Raw genomic sequence first — 1186 nt, forward strand, 5'->3', positions numbered from 1 at the left:
CACGTCGGTCTCACCACGGAGAGAGGCGTAGCCACGCAGGACCTCACGGGCCAAACGAGCATCCTCATCCACTACCACGCCAGAGGCGTGGTAACGGCCCAAGGCCCCGTGCAAGCCCTCCGACAGACGGTCGTTGTCCAAATGGGTATACACGTGCTTGCCCCCCGTGTTCAGCTCGATCAACTCGTACTCCCCCGCTCTCACCTCGAACAAGGGGACCCACAGACAGTCGAGGATACGCACCATCACGTCCTTATGCCCACCGCCCGACTGCACCACCACCTCCGCCTCCATGTCGGTAAAAGGGCCGGAGGTGATACGCACACGGTCGCCTTTCAACAAGCGGCCGCTATCTGGCACATACACCGGAAGCTCGTTGGAGTAAGAAGCCGCGACCCAACGCAAGGTCTCCATCTCACGATCCGAGAGGTACGGGAAATAAGACCGCCCGCCGGAGGAAACCCGGGGGAGGAAATTATACAGGGGAAGCGTACGCTTCAGGCGGAAGATCTCGTCCTCCGAGGCGTGGACGAACACGTAGTTGTACAACAGGGGCCGTTTCGTGTTGACCATCTTGCCGCCCACCTTCCTCGCCTCGACATACGAGGGGGAGAAATACTCGAACAAGGCCTCCCCACGACGCTCACGGCGGGAAAGCTCAGCGTCCAGCCCCTTCGAGGGGCTGATCCTGTCACGCCCGCCACCGGCGGTAGGAAGCGTGAGCACGTACCAGCGGACAGCCTCCTGATCACGTCGCTTCAGAACATGCGCCATGAACCTATCCGAGCACTTGCCTGTCAATATATCCATCTCTATGATTATCTTTTCTAGTGGTTATCCCGTGGCCCGAAAACAGACCCCACGGCAATTCAGAGCCCTACCAAGAATCATTTATATCATCTTGATAAACAGTACTTTATATTTTCAAATATGGCATTACTGAAAATTACCATCTCTTGAAATCTTAGGCTACTTGGGGAGTAGCCTAAAGGTGCGAGAACGGTTATCACCCGGTTGTAGAGACGGGGCGTGCCCCGTCTCCCACTGTCTGATAGTATCTTTAAGTTACCATTTGGAGGGGATGAGACGGGGCACGCCCTGTCTCTACAGGAATGTATGTTCGATTTTTAGAAGGGACGTGATGATGTAGGAAATACGAGATCATTTCGTCTCTATTGCCATGTCT

The 1186-nt window shown here is 55.3% G+C and carries 1 protein-coding gene; it reads right to left on the reverse strand.

Annotated elements, in window-relative coordinates; all coding sequences use genetic code 11:
- The coding region (locus DWY79_RS22310) for a transcriptional regulator (protein WP_122370508.1) at positions 1 to 810 on the reverse strand (810 nt) is incomplete at its 3' end.
- Between the last annotated feature and the right edge of the window lie 376 nt (positions 811 to 1186).

Source organism: Parabacteroides sp. AF27-14, from assembly GCF_003635425.1.
Classification (GTDB): Bacteria; Bacteroidota; Bacteroidia; order Bacteroidales; family Tannerellaceae; genus Parabacteroides; species Parabacteroides distasonis.